Genomic DNA, 21657 nt, shown 5'->3' with positions numbered 1-21657 from the left:
ATGGGGCGGGCGCACCAGCGAAGCCGCGCCTCACTCCACCGCGAAGATCTTATCCAGACGGCTATAGCCCAGCCCATTGATTTTCTTTACCTTAATCTGTACCGGAATGCGTTCTTTCATTGCCTCGACATGGCTGATCACGCCGATAATTTTGCCGCTGGCATTCAGTGCGTCCAGCGCATCCAGCGCGGTATCAAGGGTTTCGCTATCGAGCGTACCGAAGCCCTCATCAAGAAACAGCGAATCGATCCGCGTTTTATGGCTCACCAGATCGGACAGCGCCAGCGCCAGCGCGAGGCTGACAAGAAAACTCTCGCCGCCGGAAAGCGTCCGCGTATCGCGTACCGCGTCCGCCTGCCAGGTATCTACCACTTCCAGTTCCAGCGCTTCACTGGCCTTACGCTGTAGCAGATAACGGCCATGCAGGCGGTTGAGCTGATGGTTGGCCAGCCACACCAGGTTATCCAGCGTCAGGCCTTGCGCAAACTTACGGAACTTATCGCCCTCTTTGGAGCCGATAAGTGAGTTCAGCCACGCCCAGTCATCCACTTCTTGCGCGGCGTGCTCCATCTGCTGGCGTAACGTCTGTTGACGCTGCTGATTTTCGGCATTCTGCTTCAACTGCTGGCGAATTTCGCCCTGGCGAGCGCTGTTTTCCCGCAACTGCGATGTCAACAGCTGGAGCTTTTCCCGCACCTGCTCAAGCGGCTGGCTACTATCGCTTTCCTGCGGCGGTTGCTGGCTATGGCTATCCAGCGCGGCGCGGGCCCGCAGCGCCAGCGCCTGATTCTGCTGTAGCGAGCTTTCCCGTGTCTGCTTCAGGTTTTCGAGCCGCTGGCGCGTTTCTTCATCCAGCAGCGCGGCGAGAAACGCCTGCCGATCGGCAAACGGGCTGGCGGCCAGCGCGGCGCTGAACTGTTGTTCGGTCTCTGTCAGTTGGGCCTGTAATTGGTTTTCCTGCTGCCCCAGCGTTTGCCACTGGCTCTGGAGCGCCAGGCAGTCATCGTGTACCTGACGCCAGCCCTCGATCGACGCAGGCTCGGCCTGCTGCTCCGTTTCCGGCAGGGTCTCCAGCAGCGGCGAAAGCCGTTGGATCTGTTCCTGCAGGGCCGTTAATTCGTTCTGTTTAGCTTGCCAGCTGCGGCTCTCTTCTTCCCGCTGCGCCAGCCAGCCCGCGGCCTGGTCCGCGGCGGGTAAGCTAAGGGCGAATGCGGCCAGTTCACTCTCCAGCGCGGCGCTACGCTGCGCGTGTTCTTGCCGCAGCTGCTGTAGCTGCTGTTGGCTCTCCTGCTGTCGGGTCTGCCAGGCCAGACGCTGTTGATGCTGGTACAGTCGCTGTTCATGCTCTTGCTGCGTATTTAGCCAGCCGGGAATATCGTCCTGCGGCGTCAGGTTGATATTCAATCCAGCGATCGTCTCTTGCCACTGTAATGTAAGCGCTTGCTTCTGCTGAAGAAGTGATGCTTTCTCGGCGGCTTCTTTTTGCTGCTGCTTAAGCAACGCATCCAGCTCGCCACGAACCAGCGCGCCAGCTTCCGCCAGTTGTTTGACTTCACGCTCAAGCGCATCGCGCCGCGCCTGATTAACGTCAGGAGCCAGCGCCTGATATGCGGCGATGGCCGGGTGTTGTTCAGAGCCACAGAGCGGGCAGGGCGAGCCGGGCTGCAGGCGGATACGTTCAGCCTCCAGACTGGCGATACGCGCTTCCAGTTCACACAAGGCTTTGACATCGCTGAACTGCTGATTTTTTTCTTTATATGCCTGACGACGCCGGGCCAGCGTGGCTTCCAGTTGCGTCTGCTCCTGCTTACTGGTCTGCCCGGCGCGATTGAGCTGTTCCAGACGTTGGCCCAGTGGTTGCAACTGGCTATGCAGAGCAGAGAGTTGCTGGCGAAGCGGCCGGGCGGCGGCGTGCAGAGACAGTCCGGCGCTGACCTGTTCGGCATCCAGCGTCAGGCTGGCGGACGGTAGCTCGGCCAGTTTGCGGCTGGCTTCCTCCAGACGCTGTTGTAATGCGGATTGCTGCTGGGTGTCACGTGATTGTTGTTGAAACGCCGCCCGCCAGCCCGCCAGCGCATTTTCCCATTGTTGATAGCGCTCGTGCTCTTTCAGCCATGCGGATAGCGTTTGCCGGAGGGCGTGCAGGCGTTCTGACTGTTGCTGCGCGGCGAGACGAATGCCAGCCCGTAAGCGTAATTTCTCATGTAAGCGAGCATTTACTTCTTCTCTCTGGCGGCGAATTTGCGCCAGCGCGGCGGTTTGTTCCTGCTGACGCGTCCAGTGCGGGCGTAAATGCTCCGCAGGCTGCGCATTGAGTAGCGCAGCCAACTGCGGCTGGGCCTGTTCGAGAGCCTGTCGGGCCTCGCGCAGCGCGGCCTGCGCTTTTCGGTCTTCCGCTGTCAGTTCGTCGCGACGCACCAGCCACTGACACGCATGTTGTAGACGGGTCTGTTCGCTAATCTGCTGTTTTTCTTCATCAGTAAGCGCTTGCAAACTTTTCTGGAGTGACTGCTGCTGTTCATCGCTCAGCAACAGGACGCCGGAGGCCAGGGCCTGTATTTTTTCCAGCTCAACGCGAGCGAGCTTATGTTTTTCAAAGACCAGAGCGGAAATCTGGCCGTAAATTTCGGTGCCGGTTAGCTCTTCCAACAATTCGGCACGCTCTTTGGGTTTGGCGTTGAGGAAGGCGGCGAATTGCCCCTGCGATAGCAGCATTGAACGGGTGAAGCGGCCGTAGTCCAGCCCGGTGAGCGAGGCGGTCATCTCTAGCTTATCTTTGACTTTATCAGCGAGGATTTTGCCGTCGTCGCAGCGCGCCAGTTCGACGCGCGGGGCCTGCAGATTACCGTCCGGCTGGTTTCTTGCCCGGTTCTGGCTCCAGAAGGCGCGGTAGGCGGTACCTTTAACTTCGAATTCCACTTCCGCCAGGCACTCGGCGGTATCGCGGGTCATCAGATCGTTTTGCGATTGCGACACGCTGCTCAGGCGCGGGGTTTCGTGATACAGCGCGAGGCAGATGGCATCCAGCAGCGTGGTCTTCCCGGCACCCGTTGGCCCGGTGATGGCGAACAGTCCGTTGCTGGCGAACGGCTCGCGGGTGAAATCGATTTTCCATTCACCTTTTAACGAGTTGAGATTTTTCAGGCGTAAGCTCAGGATTTTCACAGGCGGTCCTCACCGTTCAGGCTATGCAGGGTTGCATTAAACAGGTGTTCCAGGCGTTGCTGTTGCGCCTCTTCCAGGGTTTCCAGCGCCAGACGACGGGCGAAGACATCCTCGACCCGTAGTTCGTTGAGGGTTTCCCGTCTTTCTCCCGCCAGAATGCGCTCGCGCTGGTCGCGGCTGCGGCGCACCAGCAGCACTTCTACCGGGAGCGTTTCGGTCTTTTCCTGAATTTTCCTTTGAATATCATGTAAATATTCATCACTGGTGATTTCGATATCCAGCCATACGGCAGGTGACCGATCGTCGCTTTGCCATTGATTAAGCTGCTCGCCAATACTGGCGAAATCGCCTTTTAAGACCGCCAGCGGCTGGGTGATGGGCACGATAAGGGGCGTGACCTCCGCCAGGCGGCCGTCACGAAAGGTCACCAGATTGACGCTTTTGTTTTTTCCGGTTTCATCAAAGCTCAGCGGGATGGGCGAGCCGCTATAGCGAATATGCTCGCAGCCGCCGACGATCTGCGCCCGGTGTATATGGCCGAGCGCGATATAATCGGCAGGGGGGAAGTGGCTTGCCGGGAAAGCATCGAGAGTACCGATATAGATTTCGCGAACTGCATCGCTTTTGCTGGCGCCGACGGTGGTTAAATGGCCGCTGGCAATAATTGGCAGTTGTTGGTTGCCGCGCAGGGCGCAGGCCTGCTGGTATTGCTGCTGGTAGTAGTCGCTGATGGCGTTGAGAAGCTGCTGCTGCTTTTCGCCGCTGGAGTGTCCGGCCTGGCTGGTCACCAGTTCACGCGGGCGCAGGAAGGGCACCGGGCAAAAAATGGCCCCCGGTGAACCGTCGCGCCGCGGCAAAATAAAGGGAGCGTGACCCGCGTTGGCCACCACCGTGGTTTTCAGGAAGGCGAGAATGTCCCGCGATTCATTAAGCGTCGCCACTGAATCGTGGTTTCCTGCCAGCACCACCAGCTGGCAGCCGGTTTGCTGTAGCTGAACGACAAAACGGTTATACAGCTCGCGCGCGTAGCTTGGCGGAGAGCCGGTATCAAAAATATCGCCAGCGACAATAATCGCATCAACGTCATGCTCCTGTGCGCGGGACAGCAGCCAGTCGAGAAATGCCTGGTGCTCAGCGGCGCGACTTTTGCTGTAAAAATTCTGGCCCAGATGCCAGTCTGACGTGTGAAGGATGCGCATAGTGGTCCCTTAGCGAAAAAACGTAAGCGGTATTATATACCTGTCATACTCCTGGTTGCTTATGTGTTGGCTACGCTCGCCCCGGTGACATCGTTACCTGTGCGCCAGAGACCTGCTCCCGTGCCGCCTTTAAGCACCCCGGATAACACCGCTCTGCGGTGAGTTAAGTCCGTGTCATAATTCAAAATCCGTGTTCATCAGTCCGTCATTTTTTCATAAATCTGTCATAAATCTGACGCATAATGGCCGCGCACTTCTATACTGATGGCTAAAAAATACAGGGTAAATAATGGCGAGAAGAATTCTGGTCGTTGAAGATGAAGCTCCAATCCGTGAAATGGTCTGCTTTGTGCTGGAGCAAAACGGCTTTCAGCCGGTTGAGGCGGAAGATTTTGACAGCGCGGTTAATCAACTCAATGAACCCTGGCCTGATTTGATCCTCCTTGACTGGATGCTGCCGGGTGGGTCAGGTCTGCAGTTTATTAAACAACTTAAGCGTGAAGCGATGACCCGCGATATTCCGGTGGTGATGCTGACCGCGCGCGGCGAAGAGGAAGATCGCGTCCGCGGGCTGGAAACCGGAGCGGATGATTACATTACCAAGCCATTCTCACCGAAAGAGCTGGTGGCGCGGATTAAGGCCGTGATGCGACGCATTTCGCCGATGGCGGTGGAAGAGGTGATTGAGATGCAGGGGCTGAGCCTCGATCCGTCTTCACATCGCGTGATGACCGGCGAAAATCCGCTGGAGATGGGGCCAACGGAGTTTAAATTATTACACTTCTTCATGACACATCCGGAACGGGTCTATAGCCGCGAACAGTTGCTGAATCATGTCTGGGGAACTAACGTCTATGTAGAAGACCGAACGGTGGACGTGCATATTCGTCGTCTGCGTAAAGCGCTGGAACATAGCGGCCATGATCGGATGGTGCAAACGGTTCGCGGCACGGGATATCGTTTCTCTACCCGTTTCTGAATGTTGACAGGAGTGTGACCCGTGCTGGAACGGCTGTCATGGAAAAGGCTGGCGCTTGAGCTTTTCTTGTGTTGTATCCCGGCCCTGATCCTCGGGGCGCTTTTGGGTCATCTGCCGTGGTTTCTGTTAGCGGCGGTGACAACGCTTCTTATCTGGCATTTCTGGAATCTTATGCGCCTGTCGTGGTGGCTGTGGGTTGATCGCAGCATGACGCCGCCGCCTGGCAGCGGCAGTTGGGAACCGCTGTTGTACGGTCTGCATCAGATGCAGATGCGTAATAAAAAGCGTCGACGCGAACTGGGTAGCCTGATTAAGCGTTTTCGCAGCGGTGCGGAATCTCTGCCTGATGCGGTGGTGCTGACCACGGAAGACGGCGTCATGTTCTGGTGCAACGGTCTGGCCCAGCAACTGCTGAATCTGCGCTGGCCGGATGATAATGGGCAGAATATCCTTAATCTTCTGCGTTATCCTGAATTTACCCACTATCTGAAATACAGAGACTTTTCAAAACCGCTTAATCTGGTGCTGAATAATGCCCGCCATCTGGAAATTCGCGTGATGCCCTATAGCGATAATCAGCTGTTGATGGTGGCGCGCGATGTTACGCAGATGCACAATCTCGAAGGGGCGCGGCGTAATTTTTTCGCCAATGTCAGCCACGAGTTACGTACCCCGCTGACGGTATTGCAGGGGTATCTGGAGATGATGCAGGAGCAGGAACTGGCCGGGGCCACGCGCGAAAAAGCGTTACACACCATGCGCGAGCAAACGCAGCGTATGGAAGGGCTGGTGAAACAGTTGCTGACATTGTCGCGAATTGAAGCGGCGCCGGTGCTGGCGATGAACGATAAAATTGATGTTCCGATGATGCTGCGGCTCGTTGAACGCGAGGCACAAACGCTAAGCCAGCAGAAGCATGTTTTGCATTTTTCAGTCGATCAGGCGCTAAAAGTGCTGGGCAATGAAGAACAGTTGCGTAGCGCGATTTCCAATCTGGTGTATAACGCGGTTAATCATACCCCGGCGGGAACGGAAATCACCGTTAGCTGGCAGCGTGTGCCGCACGGGGCGTTGTTCCGTGTGGAGGACAACGGGCCGGGGATCGCGCCGGAACATATTCCACGCCTGACTGAACGTTTTTATCGGGTGGATAAAGCGCGTTCGCGGCAGACCGGCGGCAGTGGACTGGGGCTGGCGATCGTCAAGCATGCCATTAGTCATCACGACAGCCGTCTGGAAATTGAGAGTACGCCGGGTAAAGGCACGTGTTTCAGCTTTTTGTTACCGGAACGTTTGATCGCCAAAAATTAATCCTCAGCGCCTGATCTGTAGTGGTTCAGGTGCGATCGGGTTGTGCCGGTTCTGGGATACGGGTAGCGGCGAGAATAATGCTGGTCAGTTAGGGGGCAGTCATCCGCGTGCATTGTTCAGGAATCGCCCGGCGGCGTTTCACTTGCGCGGACCGACAGGGGATGTGTAACCTATTGATATCATAATTTTTGTAGGCCGGGCAAGGCGTTAGCCGCCGCCCGGCGCAAATGCGGGCACAATATCTGATACAGGTTTATCATCAGTCTCAGGCCTGAATACAGGCCTGTAATTTGCCACGCGTGAATACTCAAATGACGTAAATCTAACTAAATAACTTACCTTTCAGCAGATTAATCCCTGCAGAGACCAGATCGCCCTCAGCCGATGCTTCGCCCTGCGGTGACAGACCATCGACGATTTTTGGCAAGTATTCGGCAATTAGCGCCGAGGCGGTTTGCGAATCAATGCCCAGTTTCGCGCCGAGTTCCTGTAGCGCAGGCGAACCAAACACCGAAGCGATCTGCTCGCTATTTACCGGCATATTGCTCTGCTGGCTAAGCCACGACTCGACGATTTCACCTAAGCCGCCGTTGCGAAATTTTTCCAGAATTCCCTGGATACCGCCCTGCTGTTCAATCCAGGCCATGATCGCCTGAAGTTGCTCAGCCTTGCCAGCCTGCCCGCCAGACATGCCGCCGATTAGATCGAATAATCCCATTGCCGACTCCCTACAAACATTGCTAATAATCTTTAATTCACGACTTACTTCGCCGGGATAATCAGTACCTGACCCGGATAGATCTTGTCAGGATGCGTCAGCATCGGTTTATTGGCTTCAAAAATACGCGGGTAGTCATTGGCGGAGCCATACATTGCTTTCGAGATGGCGCTCAGGGTATCGCCGGATTTCACCGTGTAATAACGGCTTTCCGCCCCGCTTTGCGTCACAGTAACGCTATCATTGACTTGCCCAATCCCGGTGACGTTACCTACCGCTACCAGAATTTTTTCCTTATCTTCCTGTGAGCCGACGTCGCCCGTCACCGTCGCGGTACCATCGTCCGCGACATCAATATTGACCTTTTCGGCACCAGGCAGGTTAAGGCTATCAATGTGTTTTTTCAGCTTATCGGCCTGATCTTCCTTGCTGCCGCCGGATACGGCATCCCAGACTTTTTCGCCCGCTTCTTTCACAAAACTTAATAATCCCATCTATCCCTATCTCCATTACTGTTTCACGATGAACATTTTCATCAGACCCGATAACCCGGGTTCTAATCCACTTCAACATTCACGATGTACGTCTTGATACATCCGTCATAACCGCAAAATCCTGAAGCAGTGCAATCTGCACATTGAAGTATACCCAATAATCGTCAATGTGCAGAATATTTGCCTTGATATATCCGCTGTCCGCGACATAAAAAGATAAATATCTGTCGTTATCTGTTTCGTTTCTCAACGATAATATCATTGTGGCAACGTCCAGATATGACACTACGCGGCCTGACGGATAAGCCATCAGGGCTCCGGTGTGCGAAATATCATCATTCTCCCCAGAGAATGACACTTTGTTGGGATTTAGGGAGTGCGCTTACTGGTTAAGCTATTGAGCGGGAACGATGTGATGGTCGCCGCTTTCATTCGGGCCTGTCGCTGTTCCACGTTTGTTAACCGATACCCAGGATATATATAGTCAAATAGCGGATTATATTTCTTTCGAAGTATGTCGAATGCATAATCGATACAACATTCGCTGGTGTCCTTATTGCATTCCGGATCTGGGTATAATAATCCCACGATTCAAACTGCGTACAGGATCACATTTAATCACCGAATTACGGTTCAGCATGTTGAACAAGGCGTATTTTCTACTGTTCATTGTAGATATCATTTATTCCAATAGTAAAAGGATACGATTATGGTTCGCAAAGGGTGTAATTCATTAATTCGTGCCGAGAAAATATTAACCCATATTGCATGGGTAGGCGTGGCGAGTTATATGGAATTATTAAAAGAATTCCAGTATCCCAAAAGCAGTTTGCTCAATTTATTAAATATAATGGTGGAGTGTGGTTTCTTAATTAAAAATAAAAATGGCCACTATGCGCTGGGCATCAAAAATTATGAGCTGGGCTGTCAGGCGCTGCACCGCCAGAATATCTTTGAGGTGACAAAGCGGCCAATGCAGGAACTGTCGCTGAAAAGTGGTCTGGTCTGCCACCTGGGCGCCATGGAGAGCTATTCAGCTATCTATCTTGATAAGATTGAAAGTCCGGATTCAGTGCCGACGAACAAAAGCTGGATAGGCAAAAAACTTGAATTACATATTACCGCGTTAGGTAAGGCCTTATTAGCATGGAAAACGCGGGAAGAACTGGATTATTTTTTAGACGCGCTCACTCTGACATCGCACACCAAAAATACGTTTACCGATAAGAAGTTATTTCTGGAGGAGCTGCAAAAAACACGGCTTCGGGGATGGGCCATAGATAACGAGGAATCGACCTATGGTGCGGTATGTTTAAGTATGCCGGTATTCAATATGTATAACCGGGTTAACTATGCGATCTCGCTTTCTGGCGATCCGGTGGTCTATTCAGGAAATAAGATCGATGGCTATCTGGAATTGCTCCGCAAATGCGCCGGGCAAATATCATATGGTCTGGGATACAGAAATGAAAATGAGCATTTACGAAAAGGAAACTGAGGTAATGAAAAAGTTCAGCGGTATTATTCCACCCGTATCCAGCACGTTTCACCGTGACGGAACCATTGATAAAACGGCAATGCGCGCCGTTGCCGACTTCTTGATTAATAAAGGTGTTGATGGATTGTTTTACCTGGGCACAGGTGGTGAATTCAGCCAGATGAATACCGACCAGCGTATGGCGTTCACCGAAGAGGCTGTGGCTATCGTCGGCGGGCGGGTTCCGGTATTGATTGGCGTTGGTTCGCCCTCTACGGATGAGGCGGTCAAACTGGCGCGGCATGCGGAAGCCTGCGGCGCTGATGGTGTTGTCGCTATCAATCCCTATTACTGGAAGGTTGCGTCGCGAAATCTTGACGACTATTACCAGCAGATCGCCCGTAGCGTGAAGTTACCCGTGATCCTGTATAACTTCCCGGACCTGACGGGGCAGGACTTAACCCCGGAGATAGTGAAGCGTCTGGTCCTGCAAAATGACAACATCATTGGTATCAAAGACACGATCGACAGCGTCAGCCATTTGCGCACGATGATTAACACCGTCAAGTCGGTACGTCCGGCATTCTCGGTATTTTGTGGTTATGACGATCATTTGCTCAACACTTTGCTGCTGGGCGGGGATGGCGCTATATCGGCCAGCGCTAACTTTGCTCCGGAACTCTCCGTGGGTATCTATCGCGCATGGCGCGAGGGCGATCTGGCAACCGCCGCGACCCTGAACAAAAACCTACTGCAACTGCCATCGATTTACGCTCTGGAAACGCCGTTCGTCTCGTTGATCAAATATGGCATGCAGTGCGTGGGATTACCGGTGGAAACCTGGTGTCTGCCGCCGATTCTTGAGGTGTCAGAAGAGGCCAAAGATAAAGTCCACTCGCTGCTGGTCGAGCAGGGCATTCTACCGGTTTGAGGAGAAGATCATGTCTGTTGGTAATATTTTTGTTGACGAAAGTCCTGATATTTATACGGTCAGAACACATGCCGATGGTCCTGAAGGGGAACTGCCGTTAACGCCGGAGATGCTGATTAATCGCCCAAGTGGGGATTTGTTCGGTATGACAATGAATGCCGGCATGGGCTGGGCGCCGAATGAACTGGATCGGGACGGTATTTTACTGCTCAGCACGCTGGGCGGCTTACGCGGTAAAGACGGTAAGCCCGTTGCGCTGGCACTGCACCAGGGGCACTACGAGCTGGATATCCAGATGAAAGCGGCGGCTGAAGTTATTAAGGCAAACCGCGCACTGCCCTATGCCGTGTATGTTTCCGATCCTTGTGACGGACGTACTCAGGGCACGACGGGTATGTTTGATTCGCTACCGTATCGTAATGACGCCTCAATGGTGATGCGCCGCCTGATCCGCTCTCTGCCCGATGCGAAAGCCGTTATTGGGGTGGCGAGTTGTGACAAGGGGCTTCCGGCCACCATGATGGCGCTTGCCGCACAGCACGATATCGCGACCGTGCTGGTGCCCGGTGGCGCGACGCTGCCCGCAAAAGACGGAGAAGACAACGGCAAGGTGCAGACCATCGGCGCGCGATTCGCCAATGGCGAGCTGTCGTTACAGGACGCACGCCGTGCAGGTTGCAAGGCTTGTGCTTCCTCTGGCGGCGGCTGTCAATTTCTGGGTACTGCCGGGACATCGCAGGTGGTAGCGGAAGGACTGGGGCTGGCGATCCCGCACTCTGCGCTGGCGCCTTCCGGCGAGCCAGTGTGGCAGGAGATCGCCAGAGCTTCCGCACGAGCGGCGCTGAACCTGTGTAAAAAAGGCATCACTACCCGGGAAATTCTCACCGATAAAGCGATTGAGAATGCGATGACGGTCCATGCGGCGTTTGGCGGTTCAACCAACCTGCTGTTGCACATCCCGGCAATTGCTCACCAGGCCGGTTGTCATATCCCGACCGTTGATGACTGGATCCGCATTAATAAGCGGGTGCCGAGACTGGTGAGCGTGCTACCCAATGGTCCGGTTTATCATCCGACGGTTAATGCCTTCATGGCAGGCGGGGTGCCGGAAGTAATGTTACATCTGCGCAACCTTGGATTGCTGCATGAAGACGTGATGACCGTAACCGGCAGCACACTGAAGGAAAACCTGGATTGGTGGGAGCACTCCGAACGCCGACTGCGATTCAAACAGCTTCTGCGCGAACAAGAGCAGGTTGATGCCGATGAGGTGATCATGTCGCCGCAGCGTGCGCAGGAGCGCGGCTTAACTTCAACCATTACTTTCCCGGTGGGCAATATTGCACCGGAAGGATCGGTGATCAAATCTACCGCTATCGACTCTTCGGTCATTGATGAACAGGGTATCTACTACCACAAAGGTGAGGCGAAGGTTTATCTGTCCGAGAAAAACGCGATTTATGATATCAAGCACGACAAGATTAAAGCGGGCGATATTCTGGTCATTATCGGTGTTGGGCCCTCCGGTACCGGGATGGAGGAGACCTATCAGGTCACCAGCGCCTTAAAACATCTGTCTTACGGTAAGCATGTTTCGCTGATCACCGATGCGCGTTTCTCGGGCGTTTCCACCGGTGCGTGTATCGGTCATGTCGGGCCGGAAGCGCTGGCGGGAGGCCCCATCGGTAAATTACGCACCGGAGATATTATTGAAATTAAAATTGATTGTCGCGAACTTCAGGGCGAGGTCAATTTCCTGGGAACCCGTAACGATGAAATATTACCTTCACGGGAGGAGGCTACCGCAATATTAAACGCCAGGGCCAGCCATCAGCATTTACTTCCTGATCCTGAACTGCCAGATGATACCCGGCTTTGGGCAATGCTCCAGGCTGTCAGCGGTGGGACATGGACGGGATGTGTTTATGACGTGAATAAGATCGGCACAGCCTTGCGCGATTATATAAATAAGAACTGAAAGCGAAAATAAGAACATCCAGACATCTGAATAATCCGACTACGCATCATTGATAAATTGCGTAGCTGGATTATGACGGGTCGCTACCCTATATGAGAGGACGTTATGCCACTAATTATCGTTGTGGCAGGGATTGCTTTACTCCTGCTGTTAACCATAAAAATTAAGCTTAATACGTTTGTTTCTTTAATTATTGTTTCGATTGTCGTCGCCATTGCCAGTGGGATGGAATTGAATAAAGTCGTCGCTTCGGTTGAATCGGGCCTTGGCGGGACATTGGGCCATATTGGTTTGATATTCGGCTTTGGGGTTATGCTCGGTCGCTTACTGGCCGACGCGGGTGGTGCGCAGCGAATAGCGCTGACTATGCTGAATTATTTCGGGAAAAATAAACTTGACTGGGCGGTGGTCTGCTCAGCGTTTATTGTCGGTATTGCACTTTTTTTCGAAGTCGGATTAATTCTTCTGGTTCCTATTTTATTCGCTATTGCCCGTGAGGCGAAAATATCGCCGATGTATATGTGTGTACCTATGCTTTCCGGTTTACTGGTCGCCCACGGATTTTTACCACCGCACCCTGGTCCGACAGTTATCGCCCGTGAATATGGTGCTGATGTGGGACTGGTATTGATATACGGCATCATTGTCGGTATTCCAACCTTTATTCTGTGCGGCCCGCTACTGAATAAATTCTGCCAGCGGATTATTCCTGATGCATTTAAAAAAGAGGGCAATATTGCCTCCCTCGGCGCGACCCGGCGGTTCAGCGAAAGTGAAATGCCTGGCTTCAGTATCAGTTTTCTCACTGCGATGTTGCCGGTGATCCTGATGGCGGTAGTCACCATTATCCAGATGACTCATGCCAAAAATGCCGCGGATTCGGGCATGTTCTACAACGTGTTGCTGTTCTTAGGCAACTCGACAATTGCCATGCTGATTTCACTGCTGTTCGCGATTTATACCATGGGCCTGGGCCGCGGGAAAACGATCCCTGAACTGATGGATTCGTGCGGGAAGGCGATTGCCGGTATTGCCGGGTTGCTACTGATTATCGGCGGCGGCGGCGCATTCAAGCAGGTGCTCATTGATTCTGGTGTCGGTCAGTACATTTCTACGCTGGTCTCTGGCATGGATATCAACCCGATCCTGATGGCCTGGGGTGTGGCTGCTTTTCTGCGCATTTGTCTGGGTTCCGCCACTGTTGCGGCGATCTCTACCGCCGGGCTGGTGATCCCGTTGCTGGCGGTGCATCCCAACACTAACCTGGCATTGATCACGCTGGCGACTGGCGCGGGCTCCTGTATCTGCTCCCACGTAAACGACGCCAGCTTCTGGATGATTAAAGACTTCTTCGGCCTGACCACTAAAGAGACATTGTTATCCTGGACGCTGATGTCAACATTGTTATCTCTGTTCGGGTTGCTGTTTATTCTGCTCGCCAGCATGATGTTGTAACCGCTTCTCGCCAGTGAACCGCTCAGTTGGTTCACTGATTCTTCTGTTTCTCGCTCAGGGCTGCTATTTTTGCCCTGAGTCATCAGAACATGGTTCGCTTTCACTCAGACTCATCGCGTGTTGAGACGGATGACAAACCTGCATGAGATTCTGTGCCAGGATTTCTGTTGGAGGGATGGACGCCTGACCTTGTGAACGGCGCTCGGTGGTTTGCCCCGCCTGTCAGCATTACTTGCCAGAAACCCATCAGAGCCGGTCACTCAGGTTTGCAGTCAAATCTGTACCGCATAATTAATGAGCGTTAGCTGCTTTTTTGTTCGCATGATTAGCCATATTGGTTCCATTAATCTGGTTAATAATTCTTGGTTGAATGATATGCTTAGCATAATAACCTGCTTTTACGATCCTGCCTTGCTTTAAAACGTTATAAGCGTTTAAATTGCCCCCCTAAAGTCGCAGACAGACTGTTTTTGCGTGGTAATTCAAAAAACAATTCTATTCCACGACAATTTTGGAGCATATCCCGCTGAGTTTGCTGACAATGGCCGCTGTATCATCCCCAGAGGAAAGGTGCGGTATTTTCCCGTTTTTACAACACCACATCCACAGGCAGTAATGAATTTATGACCCATCAGTTAAAATCTCGCGACATTATGGCGTTGGGCTTTATGACCTTTGCTCTGTTCGTTGGCGCAGGCAATATTATCTTTCCTCCAATGGTTGGTTTACAGGCTGGTGAACATGTCTGGAGCGCTGCCTTTGGCTTCCTTATCACCGCCGTGGGTCTCCCGGTGCTGACGGTGGTAGCGCTGGCGAAAGTCGGTGGCGGCGTAGAAAGCCTGAGTACGCCAATCGGTAAAGTCGCCGGTATTCTGCTGGCCGTGATCTGCTATCTGGCCGTTGGTCCGTTGTTCGCCACGCCGCGTACCGCCACCGTCTCATTTGAAGTGGGGATTGCCCCGCTGACCGGCGACGGCGCGCTGCCGCTGCTGATTTACAGCGTTATCTATTTCGCGCTGGTGATCCTTGTTTCGCTCTATCCGGGCAAATTGCTGGATACCGTGGGGAATTTCCTTGCGCCGCTGAAAATTATCGCCCTGATTATTCTTGCCGTTGCGGCGATCGTCTGGCCAGCCGGGCCGCTGAGCCACGCGATGGAAGCCTACCGTATCGCGCCGTTTTCTAATGGCTTCGTCAATGGTTATCTGACAATGGACACCCTGGGGGCAATGGTCTTCGGTATTGTGATTGTCAACGCCGCGCGTTCCCGCGGCGTCACAGAAGCCCGTCTGCTGACCCGTTACACCGTCTGGGCTGGCCTGATGGCTGGCGTTGGCCTGACCCTGTTGTATCTGGCGCTGTTCCGCCTTGGGTCGGATAGCGGCACGCTGGTCGAGCAATCCGCTAACGGCGCGGCGATTCTCCACGCTTATGTACAGCACACCTTTGGCGGCGCGGGGAGTTTCCTGCTGGCGGCGCTGATCTTTATCGCCTGTCTGGTGACAGCGGTAGGTCTGACCTGCGCCTGTGCGGAGTTCTTCGCCCAGTACCTGCCATTCTCCTACCGTACGCTGGTCTTTATCCTCGGTCTGTTCTCAATGGCGGTCTCCAACCTTGGATTGAGCCACCTGATTCAGATTTCCATTCCGGTGTTGACGGCGATTTACCCGCCATGTATCGCACTGGTTGTATTAAGCTTCACCCGTGGATGGTGGCATCATTCGGCTCGCGTAATTTCTCCGGCAATGTTTATCAGCCTGATGTTTGGTATCATTGACGGCATTAAAGCGTCGGCGTTCGCCGATATTCTGCCCGCCTGGACCGCACGTTTGCCGCTGGCAGAGCAAGGGCTGGCCTGGCTGATGCCCACCGCCGTTATGGTGATTCTGGCGGTTATCTGGGATCGCGCGGCAGGGCGTCAGGTGGTGTCCAGCGCCCACTAAACTGGCGCTTTACGCCGGTGTTTAACCACGGGATTTCAGGTTCCGTGGTTTTTTGTTTTTTGGTCATGCCCTCTTGAACTTTGCTGCCGCGGAGGCGGAGGGATAAACGACATGGAACACGATGGAAAGTAGTAACAAGCTTAAGCGCGGGCTAAGTACCCGGCATATTCGTTTTATGGCGCTGGGGTCGGCAATCGGTACCGGCCTTTTCTACGGTTCGGCTGATGCGATTAAAATGGCGGGACCGAGCGTTTTGTTAGCCTATATTATCGGCGGCGTCGCGGCATACATTATTATGCGCGCGCTGGGCGAGATGTCGGTGCATAACCCGGCGGCCAGCTCATTTTCACGCTATGCGCAGGATTATCTTGGCCCGCTGGCGGGCTATATCACCGGCTGGACCTACTGTTTTGAAATTCTGATTGTCGCCATCGCTGACGTCACGGCCTTCGGTATCTATATGGGCGTCTGGTTCCCGGCGGTGCCGCACTGGGTCTGGGTGCTCAGCGTGGTGCTGATCATCTGCGCCGTTAATCTGATGAGCGTCAAGGTTTTCGGCGAACTGGAGTTCTGGTTCTCCTTCTTCAAAGTCGCCACCATTATCATCATGATCCTGGCCGGTTTCGGTATTATTATCTGGGGTATCGGCAACGGCGGTCAGCCGACCGGCATTCATAATCTGTGGAGCAACGGCGGCTTCTTCAGCAATGGCTGGCTGGGGATGGTGATGTCGCTGCAGATGGTGATGTTCGCCTACGGCGGAATTGAAATCATCGGCATCACCGCCGGTGAAGCGAAAGACCCGGAGAAATCCATTCCGCGCGCCATTAACTCAGTGCCGATGCGTATTCTGGTGTTCTACGTGGGCACGCTGTTTGTGATTATGTCTATCTATCCGTGGGATCAGGTTGGCACTAACGGCAGCCCGTTCGTTTTAACCTTCCAGCATCTCGGCATTACTTTTGCCGCCAGCATCCTTAACTTTGTGGTGCTGACCGCCTCGCTGTCGGCGATTAACTCCGACGTTTTTGGCGTCGGGCGCATGCTGCATGGCATGGCGGAGCAGGGCAGCGCGCCGAAAGTGTTCGCTAAAACATCCCGTCGCGGTATTCCGTGGGTAACGGTAATGGTGATGACGATTGCGCTGCTGTTTGCGGTTTATCTGAACTACATCATGCCGGAGAACGTCTTCCTGGTGATTGCTTCGCTGGCGACTTTCGCTACCGTCTGGGTGTGGATTATGATCCTGCTGTCGCAGATCGCCTTCCGCCGTCGTTTGCCGCCGGAAGAGGCGAAGGCGCTGAAGTTTAAGGTGCCAGGTGGTGTAACGACCACGGTTATCGGGCTGTTGTTCCTCGTTTTTATCATTGCGCTGATTGGCTACCATCCGGATACCCGCATCTCACTGTATGTTGGTCTGGCGTGGATTGCCCTGTTGCTGGTTGGCTGGCAGTTTAAAACCCGCCGCGGCGGTAAGCGGGTGAAGGCGTAATCATTTTGTCCTCTCTTGCCGGATACGTTCAGGTTATCCGGCAAGGCTCTCTCCACCCCTGTCATCCTCCTCCAATAATTCTGCTGATGATGAGCCAGACGCCTGTATGCTGTGGCAAGGTGTGCCCATTCTGCGAAGCGAGGAAGAGTGATGTTGAAGGCATGGCACCTCCCTGTCGCTCCATTTATTCAGGAGCAGCAGGAACGACTGTTGATTACGTTATGGTTACGCGGCAACGATCTTCCGCGGCGGGTGACGTTACGCGCGGAAGAGGACAACGAAGAGCTGTCGTTGCCCATGCATCGCCTGCGCAAGGCGCCGCATCCGGGCGTAGTGGCCTGGCGAGGGGAAATCAACCTCGCTCACGGGCAGCCGCGTCGGCGCTATAGCTTCAAGCTGCTGTGGGCTGACCGCCAGATGTGGTTCACGCCGCAAGGATTTAATCGCTTTCCTCCGGCCCGGCTGGAGCAGTTTGCGATCGATCTCCCGGACAGCGGGCCGCAGTGGGTGGCCGATCAGGTATTTTATCAAATCTTCCCTGACCGTTTTGCCCGCAGCCGATCCCGTGAAGCCGGGCAGGATAACGTTTATTATCATCACGCCGCCGGTCACGATATTGTGCGTAAAGCGTGGGATGAACCGCTAACCAGCGAGGCGGGCGGCTCCACCTTTTACGGCGGCGATCTCGACGGGATTAGCGAAAAGCTGTCGTACCTGAAACAGCTTGGCGTCACGGCGCTGTATCTGAATCCGGTATTTGTCGCGCCCAGCGTGCATAAATACGATACTGAAGATTACCGTCATGTTGATCCGCAGTTTGGCGGCGATGAGGCGCTGCTGCGCCTGCGGCACAACACGCAAAAGGAGGGTATGCGTCTGATCCTGGATGGCGTATTCAACCACAGCGGCGATTCTCACCCCTGGTTCGACCGCTATCAGCGCGGCAGCGGCGGCGCCTGCCATAATGCCGACTCGCAGTGGCGCGACTGGTATCATTTCTCTCCTGAAGGTGTTGCCCACAACTGGCTGGGATATCCCAGCCTGCCGAAGCTGGATTATCAGTCGACGAGTCTGGTTAATGAGATCTATGCCGGAGAAGACAGCGTGGTACGTCACTGGTTAAAATCGCCGTGGAGTATGGACGGCTGGCGGCTGGACGTGGCGCATATGCTGGGGGAAGGCGGAGGGGCGCGCAATAACTTACGCCATGTCACCGGAATTACCCGTGCGGCAAAAGAGACGCAGCCTGACGCCTATATTGTTGGCGAGCATTTTGGCGATGCGCGCCAGTGGCTACAGGCCGATGCTGAAGATTCTGCGATGAACTATCGCGGTTTTACCTTCCCATTGTGGGGATTTCTCGCGAATACCGATATCTCTTACGATCCGCAGAAAATCGATGCGCAAACCTGCATGTCGTGGATGGAGAATTATCGCGCCGGGCTGTCGCATCAGCAGCAGTTGCGGATGTTCAATCAGCTCGATAGCCACGATACCGCGCGTTTTAAATCGCTGTTAGGTCAGGATGTCGCACGTTTGCCGTTGGCGGTGGTGTGGCTGTTTAGCTGGCCTGGCGTACCCTGTATTTATTACGGCGATGAAGTGGGCGTCGATGGCAACAACGATCCCTTTTGCCGTAAGCCCTTCCCGTGGGATCCGGCGTTGCAGGATCGCCAACTGCTGGCGCTGTATACACGCATGAGCCGGCTGCGTAAGGCGAGTCAGGCGCTACGCTATGGCGGCTGCCAGGTGATTTATGCCGAGGGTAACGTCGTGGTGTTTGCGCGCGTGTATAAGCAACAGCGCGTGCTGGTGGCGATAAATCGCGGCGAAGCCTGCGAGACGGTGGTCGAGGATTCTCCTTTGCTCAATGTTAAAGGCTGGCAACTGAAAGAGGGGCACGGTACGTGGGATAATGGCGTTCTGATACTGCCTGCTATTTCTGCCAGCGTGTGGTTTAGCCGTTAATGATAGTACTGGCTCAGGGGGGCGTTGTTGAGAATGGCCTCGCGCCACCAGCGCTGAGCCAGCCCGTCATTACCGTTGCGCCAGGCCATATAGGCAATATCTTTTTCGCGGTAAGAGATGACGGTTTTTTCCAGCAGCTTGCCGCTTTCCAGCAATGGTCGGGCGATATGATACGGTAAAAAGCCGCATCCCAGTCCGCAGCATAATATCTCGATTTTGCTGGCGAAATCATCAACGCGAATTTGCTGCTGTTCGTCGAGCAGATTGCTGTTGAACGGATGACAGTAGCGGGCGCTGTCGCTGATCACTACCGAGCGATGCAGGCTCAGCTGTTTGTTGGTCAGCGGCTGAGTGGTTTGCGCCAGCGGATGCCCCGGCGCGACGACGAAAATATTGTCCATTGTGCCGAGCATCTTCCACGACCATGCTGCGGAAGTCGGTGGTTCATTGATCGCCCCAAGAATAATATCCGCGCCGTTGTGCGTAAGTTCTTCCCACGCACCGGCCAGGGTATGATGGGAAAAGTTAAGCCGGGTTTGCGGGTGCTGCGAATAGAATTTGTCGATCAGCGGCAGCAGCGCGCTAAAAGGGAAGGAGTCATCCAGAGCGATAGCCAGATCCCGCTCCCAACCGGCGCTCAGTTGCACCGCCTGTTTTTCCAGATCTCTTGCCGCATTAAGCAGCAAGCGGCCTTTTTCCAGCATCATTCTGCCGGTATCGGTAAATTTGGCCCGGTGACCGGAGCGATCCAACAGGGCGATGTTCAGATCGTTTTCCAGCTTTTGAATCATATAGCTTAGCGCGGCGGGAGTCTTAAATAACGATTCGGCGGCAGTGGCAAATGAACCATGTTTATCCAGCGCATCAAGAATTAACAGAACATCGAGGTTTAAACGCATAAGTCAACTCCCTGTATCAGAATTGTGATTCTGTTTTACTGAAAGACGGTATTCAATTCGAGTTAATAGCTGAGTATAGCTCACGATAAAATTTCGATAAATACAATGCGGTGAATAGTTAATTAAATATCCATGATTGTTTATCTTAAAAATAAATCATAAAAAAATACTTAATAACTTGTTAGAAATTACTGACTATACTCACCGCCTTTTATCAGCCAGGATTTGAACAATACCGCGGTGATGGCAGTATCTTTTTAACTTATTGATTAACAGGATATATTATGTCTATTCGTGAACTTATCGATCCCTCTAACTCTGCGCTTATTTTTATCGATCACCAGCCGCAAATGTCATTCGGTGTGGCGAACATTGACCGCCAGACGCTGAAAAATAATACGGTGGCTTTAGCTAAAACCGGGAAAATATTTGCTGTTCCGGTGATTTATACTTCCGTAGAAACGAAAAGCTTCAGCGGTTATATCTGGCCAGAATTACTGGCTGTACATCCGGAAGTGATGCCAATTGAACGTACGTCGATGAACTCCTGGGAAGATGCCGCTTTTGTTGCTGCGGTAAAAGCGACCGGGCGTAAGAAATTGATTATTTCCGCTTTGTGGACCGAAGTCTGCCTGACCTTTCCGGCTCTTATGGCGCTGGATGAAGGCTATGAAGTTTACGTCGTGACCGATACCTCTGGCGGTACCTCGGTTGATGCCCATGAGCGCGCAATTGACCGTATGGTGCAGGCCGGTGCGATACCGGTGACCTGGCAGCAGGTACTGCTTGAGTATCAGCGCGACTGGTCGCGTAAAGAGACTTATGACGCGGTGATGGACCTGGTCCGCGAACATGGCGGTGCCTATGGGATGGGCGTGGATTACGCTTATACCATGGTACACGGCGCACCGGCGCGCAAGGGCTGAACACACGTCATCCTCAGGCGGCCTCTTGGTTAGCGTCCTTTGCCCGCCCCGGTCACTGAACTTACGCAAGCTTCCGGGGACGTACAATCTTGCCGCTCCGATGCCACCTGAATGATGTTGTGTATTGCCATTCCCCCTCAGTAAGGAACGCTTAATGGCGCAACAGAAATCGGTGACTCTGGTTATCAGTCATGTGCTCGACCCGGAGCACGGCGAACGTTATGAAGCGTGGCTGGGCAAAATTATGCCGATAGCGGCGGAATTTCCCGGTCATCTTGGCGTAAACGTTATTCGTCCGGTCGCCGGACAGAATCTATGGAGCGTCATTATTCGCTTTGACACCATTGAGCATCTTTATGCCTGGACACAGTCGGAAACCCGTCGTCAGTTGGTGGCGGAAATCGCGCCGTTGCTGAGTGAAGGCGATCGGATCGAAGTGCGCACTGAACCGGCATTCTGGTTTACTCCGCCTGTCGCTAATCAGCGTCAGCCACTGCGCTGGAAGCAATTTTTCATCACTCTGCTGGTGATTTTTCCCAGCACCAATCTGGTGCCGTGGATGACCGGGATACTGTTGCCCTCGCTAAGGGGAAGCGTGCTGTTGCATCTGATCAATGATGCCTGTGTGGTCGCGCTGGTGGTCTGGCTCTGGATGCCCATCGTGACCCGTCTGTTTGCTGGCTGGCTAAAGAAAAGCTGAGCCAGACGCCTGAAGGAGCGTG

16 protein-coding genes are annotated in these 21657 nt (G+C 53.7%); 11 read left to right on the top strand and 5 right to left on the bottom strand.

What is annotated here, in order from left to right:
* Window positions 1-30 precede the first annotated feature (30 nt).
* The gene (sbcC, locus tag FE839_RS00955; protein WP_138358215.1) at window positions 31-3165 is read right to left on the bottom strand and encodes an exonuclease subunit SbcC; all 3135 of its coding nucleotides are present in this window, start codon (window positions 3163-3165) and stop codon (window positions 31-33) included.
* A complete protein-coding gene (gene sbcD, locus FE839_RS00950) occupies window positions 3162-4364 on the bottom strand; it encodes an exonuclease subunit SbcD (protein WP_138358213.1) in 1203 nt (400 codons plus the stop codon). Before sbcD ends, sbcC begins: the two co-directional genes overlap by 4 nt.
* A gap of 289 nt (window positions 4365-4653) precedes the next feature.
* Between sbcD and phoB the strand changes: the two genes are divergently transcribed.
* Both phoB and phoR read left to right on the top strand, forming a co-directional pair.
* The gene (gene phoB / locus FE839_RS00945; protein WP_138358211.1) at window positions 4654-5343 is read left to right on the top strand and encodes a phosphate response regulator transcription factor PhoB; all 690 of its coding nucleotides are present in this window, start codon (window positions 4654-4656) and stop codon (window positions 5341-5343) included.
* Window positions 5344-5364: 21 nt separating this feature from the next.
* On the top strand, window positions 5365-6654 hold the full coding sequence (phoR, locus tag FE839_RS00940) for a phosphate regulon sensor histidine kinase PhoR (RefSeq protein WP_138358209.1): 1290 nt from the start codon (window positions 5365-5367) through the stop codon (window positions 6652-6654).
* Window positions 6655-6976: 322 nt separating this feature from the next.
* Here the strand turns inward: phoR and FE839_RS00935 are convergent, their stop codons facing one another.
* Window positions 6977-7372 carry a YidB family protein gene (locus FE839_RS00935; protein WP_138358207.1) on the bottom strand — a complete coding sequence of 132 codons (396 nt, stop codon included), beginning with the start codon at window positions 7370-7372 and terminating at the stop codon, window positions 6977-6979.
* 44 nt (window positions 7373-7416) lie between these two features.
* Window positions 7417-7866 carry a peptidoglycan-binding protein LysM gene (gene lysM / locus FE839_RS00930; RefSeq protein ID WP_138358205.1) on the bottom strand — a complete coding sequence of 150 codons (450 nt, stop codon included), beginning with the start codon at window positions 7864-7866 and terminating at the stop codon, window positions 7417-7419.
* Window positions 7867-8575: 709 nt separating this feature from the next.
* On the opposite strand from lysM, the gene FE839_RS00925 reads away from it, so the two are divergent.
* The 7 genes from FE839_RS00925 to malZ all read left to right on the top strand — a co-directional run bounded on the left by FE839_RS00925 (window position 8576) and on the right by malZ (window position 19110).
* Window positions 8576-9364, top strand: coding sequence for an IclR family transcriptional regulator (locus FE839_RS00925; protein WP_138358203.1), 789 nt, complete (start codon window positions 8576-8578; stop codon window positions 9362-9364).
* Between the two features lie 4 nt (window positions 9365-9368).
* The gene (locus FE839_RS00920; RefSeq protein ID WP_138358201.1) at window positions 9369-10274 is read left to right on the top strand and encodes a dihydrodipicolinate synthase family protein; all 906 of its coding nucleotides are present in this window, start codon (window positions 9369-9371) and stop codon (window positions 10272-10274) included.
* A gap of 10 nt (window positions 10275-10284) precedes the next feature.
* Window positions 10285-12252 (top strand): xylonate dehydratase YjhG, encoded by a 1968-nt coding sequence (gene yjhG, locus FE839_RS00915; protein ID WP_138358199.1) that lies wholly within the window; start codon window positions 10285-10287, stop codon window positions 12250-12252.
* A 105-nt stretch (window positions 12253-12357) separates the two neighbouring features.
* On the top strand, window positions 12358-13707 hold the full coding sequence (locus FE839_RS00910; protein ID WP_138358197.1) for a GntP family permease: 1350 nt from the start codon (window positions 12358-12360) through the stop codon (window positions 13705-13707).
* A gap of 623 nt (window positions 13708-14330) precedes the next feature.
* Window positions 14331-15650 (top strand): branched-chain amino acid transporter carrier protein BrnQ, encoded by a 1320-nt coding sequence (gene brnQ, locus FE839_RS00905; protein WP_138358195.1) that lies wholly within the window; start codon window positions 14331-14333, stop codon window positions 15648-15650.
* Between the two features lie 121 nt (window positions 15651-15771).
* Window positions 15772-17142: a proline-specific permease ProY gene (proY, locus tag FE839_RS00900; RefSeq protein ID WP_138358193.1), complete on the top strand. Its 1371-nt coding sequence runs from the start codon at window positions 15772-15774 to the stop codon at window positions 17140-17142.
* A gap of 150 nt (window positions 17143-17292) precedes the next feature.
* A complete protein-coding gene (malZ, locus tag FE839_RS00895; protein ID WP_171034787.1) occupies window positions 17293-19110 on the top strand; it encodes a maltodextrin glucosidase in 1818 nt (605 codons plus the stop codon).
* Here the strand turns inward: malZ and FE839_RS00890 are convergent.
* The gene (locus FE839_RS00890; RefSeq protein WP_138358189.1) at window positions 19107-20009 is read right to left on the bottom strand and encodes a LysR family transcriptional regulator; all 903 of its coding nucleotides are present in this window, start codon (window positions 20007-20009) and stop codon (window positions 19107-19109) included. The two genes, malZ and FE839_RS00890, sit on opposite strands and share 4 nt — an antisense overlap.
* A gap of 284 nt (window positions 20010-20293) precedes the next feature.
* Here FE839_RS00890 and FE839_RS00885 point away from each other — a divergent pair, with 284 nt between their 5' ends.
* Complete coding sequence (locus tag FE839_RS00885; RefSeq protein WP_138358187.1) at window positions 20294-20935, top strand: hydrolase; 642 nt, start codon at window positions 20294-20296, stop codon at window positions 20933-20935.
* Between the two features lie 154 nt (window positions 20936-21089).
* Window positions 21090-21635 (top strand): antibiotic biosynthesis monooxygenase, encoded by a 546-nt coding sequence (locus tag FE839_RS00880; RefSeq protein ID WP_138358184.1) that lies wholly within the window; start codon window positions 21090-21092, stop codon window positions 21633-21635.
* The last annotated feature ends 22 nt before the right edge of the window (window positions 21636-21657 follow it).

The organism is Klebsiella indica, from assembly GCF_005860775.1.
Lineage (GTDB): Bacteria > Pseudomonadota > Gammaproteobacteria > Enterobacterales > Enterobacteriaceae > Klebsiella > Klebsiella indica.
Note: the sequence above shows the minus strand (reverse complement) of the source record. Positions and strands in the feature narration are given on the sequence as shown.